The 8599-nt window shown below is 48.0% G+C and carries 5 protein-coding genes; 2 read left to right on the top strand and 3 right to left on the bottom strand.

Annotated elements, in window-relative coordinates:
* Together iscB and V6C93_RS36890 are read left to right on the top strand one after the other, a co-directional pair.
* On the top strand, positions 1–1154 hold a 1154-nt coding region (gene iscB / locus V6C93_RS36895), incomplete at its 5' end, for an RNA-guided endonuclease IscB (protein WP_333481671.1).
* A 69-nt stretch (positions 1155–1223) separates the two neighbouring features.
* Positions 1224–2918, top strand: coding sequence for an ABC transporter ATP-binding protein (locus tag V6C93_RS36890; RefSeq protein WP_333481670.1), 1695 nt, complete (start codon positions 1224–1226; stop codon positions 2916–2918).
* Positions 2919–2997: 79 nt separating this feature from the next.
* Here the strand turns inward: V6C93_RS36890 and V6C93_RS36885 are convergent, their stop codons facing one another.
* The 3 genes from V6C93_RS36885 to V6C93_RS36875 all read right to left on the bottom strand — a co-directional run.
* Complete coding sequence (locus V6C93_RS36885; RefSeq protein ID WP_333481669.1) at positions 2998–4302, bottom strand: retropepsin-like aspartic protease; 1305 nt, start codon at positions 4300–4302, stop codon at positions 2998–3000.
* 670 nt (positions 4303–4972) lie between these two features.
* Positions 4973–7819, bottom strand: a complete 2847-nt coding sequence (locus tag V6C93_RS36880; RefSeq protein WP_333481668.1) for a CHASE2 domain-containing protein — start codon at positions 7817–7819, stop codon at positions 4973–4975.
* Positions 7820–7934: 115 nt separating this feature from the next.
* On the bottom strand, positions 7935–8599 hold a 665-nt coding region (locus tag V6C93_RS36875), incomplete at its 5' end, for a DUF1822 family protein (RefSeq protein ID WP_333481667.1).

Raw genomic sequence — 8599 nt, 5'->3', positions numbered from 1 at the left:
TGAAAAAGGATGTCCCTGCACTCTCAATCAAGCAAGTTCGACTAAAAATTGACCCGGGTACTAAAACTACCGGACTGGCGTTACTTCAAGGAAACATAATTATCTGGAAAGCCGAACTGACCCATAGAGGTTTTGCGATCCGTGAAGCACTAACAGCAAGACGTGCCCAGAGACGCAACCGACGCAACCGTAAAACCCGTTACCGAAAACCACGGTTTCTGAACCGGACACGGTGCCAGAAAGGGTTGCCACCAAGCTTAATGAGTCGTGTTCATAACATCTTGACTTGGGTAAAGCGATTACAGAAAGTTGGCAATATCACTGCAATTTCTCAGGAGTTAGTCCGCTTCGACACTCAAAAAATGCGTAACCCAGAGATGAGCAAAGTTGAGTATCAGCAGGGTTCCTTAATGGGATACGAGCTGAGAGAGTACATGTTGGAGAAATGGCAAAGAAAGTGCGCGTACTGCGGAGCTACTGAGATCAGACTTGAGATTGAACATATTCACCCAAGATGCAAAGGTGGCTCAAACAGGATCACCAATCTGACTTTGGCGTGTCACAAATGCAATCAAAAAAAGGGAGAGAAAGACATAAAAGTTTTCCTAAAAGGTAAGCCTGAAATCCTCAAGAAAGTCCTGATTCAAGCCAAGCGCCCTCTAGCGGATACCGCAGCCGTCAATGCAACCCGACTAGAACTCAAGCAGCGCTTATTGGATACGGGACTACCCGTTGAAGTAGGTACAGAGGGACTCACCAAATTTAATCGGTGTTCTAGGGGATTAGAAAAAACCCACTGGCTAGACGCGGCTTGTGTCGGAGAATCTACTCCGCAGCGACTTGACAATCTGCCGAATAAGCCTCTTTTGATTAAGGCTTGTGGGCACGGGACTAGACAGCAATGCCGTACTGACAAATACGGATTCCCTTCAAGGCATTGCTCTAGAACCAAGTACCATAAAGGTTTTCAGACTGGTGACATTGTGAAAGCGGTTGTCACCACTGGGAAAAAGACTGGCATATACGTTGGTCGCGTAGCAACTCGCGCTACTGGTAGCTTTAACATCTCAGCAGCTGCTGGATTAGTGCAAGGAATTAGCTACAAATTTTGTTCACCTATTCACAAGAAGGATGGTTATGCGTATGGGAGCTAAGTGCTGCCCTCCGTTTCCTCCCAACGCTGACCCTACGGGTACAGCGTGGGTCTCCACGGAGGAAGGAAGATGAGTAAAGCCCTATTTTGTGTAGAGAATTTGCGGGTTGCTTATCCCAACAGCCGTTCGGTGACAATGAATCGCTGGGCAGTCGATGATGTCTCTTTTACCTTGGATGCTGGGGAACGCCTGGGATTGGTGGGAGAATCCGGTTGTGGTAAGTCAACGCTGGGACGGGCGGCAATGCGGTTGCTACCCGACTCCACCCAAATTGAGGGGCGGGTAAGGTTTGCAGGGCAGTCGGTTTTTGATTTGACACCCAAACAGCTGCGTCAGTTTCGCGGGGAAGCGGTGGCGTTAGTGTTTCAAGACCCCATGACTCGACTTGATCCCTTAATGACGATTGGGGAACACTGCATCGAAACCTTGAGGGCACACCAATCCCAGTTGAATCGCAGCCAATGCAAGGTAAGGGCGCTGGAGACACTGGATGCTGTGAAGATTCCCGCGAACCGTTGGTCGCAGTATCCCCATGAGTTTAGTGGCGGGATGCGGCAACGGGTGGCGATCGCACTGGCTCTATTGCTCAATCCCAAACTCATCGTAGCCGATGAACCTACCACGTCGCTAGATGTCACGGTTTCCGCCCAGATTTTGAAAGAATTAACGCGTCTGTGCCAGGAACGACAGATGGCGCTTTTACTGATTTCTCACGACCTAGCAATGGTTGGGGAATATTGCGATCGCATTGCGGTCATGTACAACGGACGGATGGTGGAAACGGGGCCGGTGGGGTCAATTCTGAAGCGACCCGAACACGAGTATACGCGATCGCTCCTACAAGCCGCACTGCATATTCAAGCAGTTGATGATGAGGAGAATAACACAGATGGGCAGATCGGGCGCTCGGAAGCTGGGGAGAATTCCCCATCCACAATCGACACTCCTCTACTGCGGGTGAAAAACTTAAAGCAGTATTACACCTTAGAAAGCAATATGATTGAACAACTGCTGTCTAAGGAAAAGGGAAATCGTGTAATTAAGGCAGTCGATGATGTGAGCTTCGACCTGTCTCCAGGTGAAATTTTTGGTCTGGTGGGAGAATCCGGCTGTGGTAAAAGTACTCTCTCCCGTACCATTTTGCAGCTGATTCGCCCAACAGAAGGCACTGTTGAATTTAGGGGACAGAATTTAGCCCAACTTGATCGGCAATCCTTAAGGGCTATCCGCCGTCAAATTCAAATGGTATTTCAAGACCCCCATGCTTGTCTCAATCCCTTAATGACAGTGGGACAGAGTATTGCCGATCCCTTATTCATTCACCAACTGGCGACTTCCACAGAGGCGAGAAGTCAGGTGAGGCAAATGCTGGAGCGAGTTGGGTTAACCCCTGTAGAGGAGTACTATAATCGCTATCCGGCGGATTTATCCGGGGGACAACAGCAACGAGTGGCGATCGCGCGTGCTTTAATCACCCGCCCCAGTCTGTTAATCTGTGATGAGCCAGTGAGTATGCTGGATGCCAGTGTTCAGTCCCAGGTGCTAGAACTGATGCTGGAGTTGAAGCAAGAATTTAACCTGACTTATCTATTCATTACTCACGATCTTTGGTTAGCGAGATTTTTGTGCGATCGCATTGCAGTGATGAATAATGGTCAAATTGTGGAAATTGGCCCAACTCACGAACTTTTCACCAACCCCCAGCATCCTTACACTCAGACGCTATTACAATCCGCTCCCCTCTTAGCAACGCAGCCGCTTTAAAATCTTCGGTTCCGGAAGCCAGCGCTGTACCCATAGGGTCAGCGTCTGGAGATGTTCCTCATAAGGATTGCCTGACTCATCAGGGCTCTTGGCGACGAAATTCGATGACCTTTTCTCGGATAGTGTAGTTATAACCTTCAAAGAAGTCTTGTCCCAATAAACCAACATCCATCGCGGCTGGTGCAACCATCACTTCCATATCCCGCTTAACGCGACTAGCAATTTTTTGGGATTTCACTTGTGCAACAACATAGCTTGCTACTGAACCATCTGCAACTTGCGCATTAGTGACGCCTACAGGCATCAAGCGCATTTTCTCTGCCATCTCTAGGGTAATCACCGTACCCGAAGCACCTGTATCAAACAACAGGGGAAATGTATAGTTATCGTTGAAGGTGACTTTAACAATGGGGATGTTATGTTTTCGCCCTGTGATAGGCACGGTGAAATACTTGGGATTACTCTCAACTAAGCAGGCAGCCTTTTTCTGATTGTGCGATCGCTCTTTGGACGCTGCCGAATGCGATCGCTGGGAACTCCGGCGACGAAATTCGATCACATCTTCTTTTATCGCGACATCATAGCCTTTATAGAAATCTTGTCCCAGTAGACCGAACTCTGCTGCTTCGGGTGCGACAGCCACTGGTACATCCATCCGGAAACGACCATCAATTTCCTGGGACTGAACCAGGGCAATGGGCATGATTACAACAGACCCATCGGCAACCTGCATCGTTCCTATCCCTGCCACTGGCAATCTTAACGAAGCTGCCATCATTTCAGTGATTAGAGTTTTGGAAGCACCCGTATCAAACAACATGTCAAATTTCTGATGGTCATTGAAAGTGACTTCAACAATGGGAGTGCCATCGAGTCTGCCTTTGATGGGGATGGAGAAAAACCCAGGATTGGTTTCACCGGTGCAGGGTTTTGACGGCGCTGGTGTGGCTTTTAAATTCGCATCTGCCAGATAACCTTTATATTCAGTCACTTTCTTTTGAGCCGTTTTATAGTAGCGATTCGATGCAGGAACGGCTTTCAACAAATTAATAGACTTTTGCCAGTGGTTAGCCACTAAACTCCAATCCGCTCGACCCTGAGCTGATTGACTGATGGTAACCGCACCTGTGGCAATATCTATTGCTTGTTGGTAGCTATCACTGCCTGAAGAAGGTTGGGGTTGCTTCACCGGCGGCGATGCGGCGGGTTCCTGGGGTTTCACTGGTGGCTCAGCCGCAGTGGCAACAGGAAGCGTTAAGGCTGTACTTGCTGTTGGATTGGAAAGCTTGGCAGTATTTTTGTTGCTACAAGCGGTAAGATTTATCACCGCAACTGTACCGAACAAAGCCATTAAGGTGCAACGATTGAGAAACGGCTTCAACATGATTAAGACCCCAATTTGTAAAGAATTTATTGCAGCCAGATACAGCACTCCCCACCGCCCGATTCCGTTGATGATTGGCTTGAGCCGTGATGTCTTTATCTAAAAAATGAGGGAGCGATTAGAGATTTGAGCCTGTTGAGATAATCAAGTTTTGCGAGTTCTGAAAAGCTTGCCTAAGTCATTTAGTTTTTATCCTCATCGGGTAAGATGATCGCTTACCTAATTAGCTATAGCTCTGACGGCTATTGAGGTATGCACTTTTGTCAAAATTCAAAACTATGTTTGTAGCGATCGATTGGATGCCTACTTTAAGAGGATTCGCATTGCTCACTATAAATTCCTGCCTAGTGTGGTTCTAGAGAGCGGACATGATCTAAGCTTGGGAATCACTTTTTTTGGCTAGAACCGTGATTGATTAGGAGTAGCAAGAAGCCATCTTCCCACTTTCTTAGCTATCAGCTCCAGAATCATAAATTACGCAGGTAATTAAGCCGAGTTTACAAAACTTTTATCGAGTTGGCTTGACTGGAGTCGCAAGCACCAGCCAATCTCTTCAGCCCTGATCTCAAGGCTGTTACAAAAACCTTCGGTTTGGGGAGTAGGGAGTCGTGAGAAGAGAACAGGGAGTCGGGAATCGGAAATCGGGAATAGAAAACAACGCACTTCCTACTCACGACTCCCTACTCCCTATTCCCCTTGAAGCATCAGATTTTTTCCTCAAAAGCCCTGGCAGAGCATAAGTCCAAAACGTTACCGAGGGGAAAATCCAAGGCAACAGTAGTGCCCCCCAAATATACAGTTGTAAGCTGACTAATCCATAAACCGCCGTGCCACCGAGTAGCATTCTCCACCGGATGCGCTGCTGACGCGGCTTCATTGCCAGCGCCATGCTCTTCCCCAACAACACCGCTACCCCAATCAGCCATAAATCAGGAATCGGCACTACCAGTCTTCGGTTTAGGTAATGGTGAATCATATAGGCATGGCTTTCCCCACCTGTAAAACGGCGGCACGGTACAGGAGGATTAGCTTGTTGGAACCAATAACTCACAGCAGCAGGTAAGGGAAAATTGTCTTGTCCTTCCTGAAATACCCCAGCCTCTCCATATCCCCCAGCTGCAATCATCACAACCTGCTGCTGAAGATGGCTGAATTGGGGAGAATTAGCTTTGCTCTCTAATAGCTGCCAAGCGGGAATACGCTGATAGACTTGTTTGGGCGGAATGGAGAAGTCAATAATTGGGTGCAACCACATTTGACCCCACTCGTAGGAAAAGTTGGTGATGGGCTGAAGTTGCGCTAGAGGGGAGAATACACTTCTGTAGTCGAGTCTCTTCTCTTGGTGGAGATAACGGGTTAGTTGGGAGAAAAAGTCGGTTTGGCTATTGAGTTGGGGATTGATACCGTTCGATCCCCCCTTGCCCCCCTTAAAAAGGCTACCGTGTACACACAAGTCTTTCTCGCCCCCTAAATCCCCCAATTCTGGGGGACTTTGAACTCCGGTTCCCCCCAAAATTGGGGGGCTAGGGGGGCGCAATGCAGCATCGTGAGGAGAATTTACGAGATGTGTGTACACCGTAGCCTTAAAAAAGGGGGTAAAAGATTGTGGTAGTTTCTGTGGCTCCCCCCTTAGTAAGGGGGGTTGGGGGGGTAAAACTTGTGGTAGTTTCTGTGGCTCCCCCCTTAATAAGGGGGGTTGGGGGGATTCTGAAGTTGAAGTTTTTACCTCTCGATTCAGCTCATAAGCCAATGCTACTAAATAAGCGAAGGGCAATTTTTGAGTAGCCTCATCCCCTTCCGGCACCAGTCCCACATACCCGTGATTTAGGTTAATAGAACCTTGTAAACTCCAATTCGGTGTCGCGATTTCCGGTAGTGCTGTCAACCATCCTGCGGTATCATCCCGAACTGAGGCGAGTACAAACCAGGTGGGGTGAGGTTGACGAATTACAGACGATTGTAGCGATCGCGCTAAGATTCTATCCTTTTCCCCCTGTGGGCGATCTAATAAATAATCAATCCCGATCACTCTGGCATTTAGCGCCGAAAGCTTATCTACCAAACTCGCCAGATACTTGCGATCCATCGGTTTGGGGTCAGCTATTTTTGCTTCTTGGATCGACTTTTCATCAATTTGCACCAGTAGCACGGGTGGCGGCGCAGCCGCAGGAACTTGTCGGGTTACCTGACGGTAGACGGCTTGGGTGAAGACTCGCTGCTCTAATAAAAAATCCTGCACCGGGAGCGATAAGCTGAGTAAGGTTAAGGCCGAAAGTGCGATCGCTTCTTTGGGAGTGGGTAAAATTCGCTTCAGCGTTTCCTTAATTCCAGATGGCTTAATCCGAAACAGAACCGCATCCGGATGGCAAAATAGCGAAGGAATCAGGTAAGCACTCGGATAAGTGAGATTCTTCTCGACCTTAAGATGCTGACAAGCGGCAAGGAGGGAATCATACACATCCTTATATTCCGCCAATCCTTGCAGAAATTTGAACAGGAACACCTGTGCTACAGCATTGTGAATGGGTTCCCGCATCACTGCCACTTGACTCAACCCCAAGTTAATCAGTGAACTGGCAAGGCTTAAACCACTACAAGAATTGAACAGAGCAAACTGTAGCCCTCGCTGTTTGGCTAAGGAAAGTTGAGGGATAATCTCACAAATTGACATGGAGGCATTCGGTGCGATCGCTAATTCTCCCCCTGTCATCGTCGTTTCATGACTATGTCCGGCAAAAAACAGCACGTCCCAGCCGCGTTCATCCGCAATAGCCGCAGAGACTTTATCTTTGAATTCCGCAATGTCTACTCCGGGTTGCCAAGCCACAAACTCGATCTCAGCGATTCGAGAGAGCGATCGCATAGCTTGTTTGTCGCCTTGAAAATTGAGTCCGGTATCATCTCCCCAAATCACTAAAATTCTTGCCTTCTTTCTCCGACTTGGCACCGTTTCTTGCCGAATCTCAACTGGAGTACGGGCAAGGCGAATTGTTCCGAACATAGGAAACTCCGCCCCAATTTCCCAGGCTTCCCAAGGAAGGCGTTCTAACTCAATAGAATCGCAAGTGAGAAATACATTAACCGTTGAACCTTGACTGCCAGCTCCTAACTCCTGACTCCTGTACCGGCGAGTTTGAAATTGTGGAGTGACTGAGGAAACAGCTTCTTTAGCCATTAAACCTCCGCCTATCCCTTGACTCTTAGCAATTGTCGCCCGAATTTCAAATAACTCAGCACTTCGCAACCAGTGATGAAATTCAGACAATAATTTAGCTTCGGTTTGCACCAGCTTCGCGTGCCAATCAATCGGAGGAGTCGTAACGCTGCCACTTGCTTCTATCCATCCTCGGAGCCCGGATTTGTAATAACTAAGATAGACTCGCTGCCACTCTTGATAGAACGCTGTCAAAGATTCTGGATAAGTTAGGGTAGCTGAAAGTTGTTGTCCTTGACCCCAAGACAACTCAAATACACAGGTTTGATTAAACAGCCGCACCTTCAGGTAGAAAGTGGTCATTAGTCAAAGGGTTAAAGGTTGTTCGCGTAGCGTTCCCCGTAGGGGTAGGTTTGAAGGTTGAAGGTTGAAGGTTGAAGGTTGTCTTCTCAACATTTAACCTTCAACTTCTCAACCTTCAACCCTGCTCAGGAGAAAAAACAAATGGTGGCAAAGTCAGCGATTCCCCCTGCTTAGTGGTAATGGTAACTGTAAACGCTTCATCCCATGTCCCTGCTACCTGAGCATAAAGATAAGTTTCATCAGTATTCGGCTCCAGTATCCGTTCGAGTAAAACATGGCTTTCGTCACTCAGGAGCAGTTTCACGCCACCGACTAGACTTGTACCGGGCGTAGCTCCTAAGATTAATAATAATGTCCAGGCTGGGAGATTTTCCGGAGATAATCTAGGCCAGGTAACAGCATAGAGACGTAAGGCATTTTCTGCTAACTTCAAGTCAGAGTAAGCACCACGCGCTACCAAGGGAATATTACTTCCAGTGCGTTCCAGCTGTTTGAGGATGACTTCTAATTCTTGAGTTGGCGATCGCAACGGAACGGCTTCTGGCGCAAACGTTGGTAGCAGCACCCAAGAAAGTGTCTGTGCAAACTCGTCAATTTCATCCCGTAACCAAAGCCCCACATTCACAAGAGGCTCTTTTAGTTGTTGTAGCTTAGTGTCAGTATTTGCTACGTTTTGAGCCGCTTCTACTTTCCTGGGAGGGATGACTAAAAGTTGATTGAGTAACTCAGAATTCCTGAGCAGTGCTGCACCTTGTTCCCAGGTTAATACATCCCACAATT

The sequence above is a fragment of the Allocoleopsis sp. genome, from assembly GCF_036703385.1.
Classification (GTDB): domain Bacteria; phylum Cyanobacteriota; class Cyanobacteriia; order Cyanobacteriales; family Coleofasciculaceae; genus Allocoleopsis.
This window is presented reverse-complemented; position numbering and strand designations above follow the sequence as displayed.